The sequence below is a fragment of the Photobacterium chitinilyticum genome (assembly GCF_004104355.1).
Lineage (GTDB): Bacteria > Pseudomonadota > Gammaproteobacteria > Enterobacterales > Vibrionaceae > Photobacterium > Photobacterium chitinilyticum.
Genome location: NZ_RJLM01000167.1, coordinates 1 through 503, shown reverse-complemented (window position 1 = coordinate 503; position 503 = coordinate 1). Strand labels below are relative to the sequence as shown.

The window sequence follows — 503 nt, the reverse complement described above, 5'->3', positions numbered from 1 at the left end:
GAGCATTGCCATTGATGGACCATAGGAGCAATACAACTAATCCACGCAAATAAGTATAAAACATGCGATCTCCTTCGATTGTTTTCTTGTTATTATTATACCTTATCAAAGGAGGGCTGGCAAACTTTTCCCTTGACTAGATGCATATTTGGGATGAAATTAGAATTCTGTTAAAAAAAATGATATAATAGAATTTATGGATAAAAATAAGATTATGGGATTAACCCAAAGAGAAGTCAAGGAAAGACAGGCTGAGGGTTTGGTCAATGACTTTACCGCATCAGCCAGTACCAGCACTTGGCAAATCGTTAAACGAAATGTCTTTACCCTTTTTAACGCTTTGAACTTTGCCATTGCTTTGGCCCTTGCCTTTGTGCAGGCTTGGAGCAATCTGGTCTTCTTTGCTGTTATCTGCTTTAACGCTTTTTCTGGGATTGTGACCGAGCTACGAGCCAAACACATGGTGGACAAGCTCAATCTCATGACCAAGGAAAAGGTCAAAA

Annotated in this window: 1 protein-coding gene; it reads left to right on the top strand. The window is 39.4% G+C overall.

Annotated elements, in window-relative coordinates; translation table 11 throughout:
• Nucleotides 1-196 precede the first annotated feature (196 nt).
• On the top strand, nucleotides 197-503 hold a 307-nt coding region (locus tag EDI28_RS26365), incomplete at its 3' end, for a hypothetical protein (RefSeq protein ID WP_267900021.1).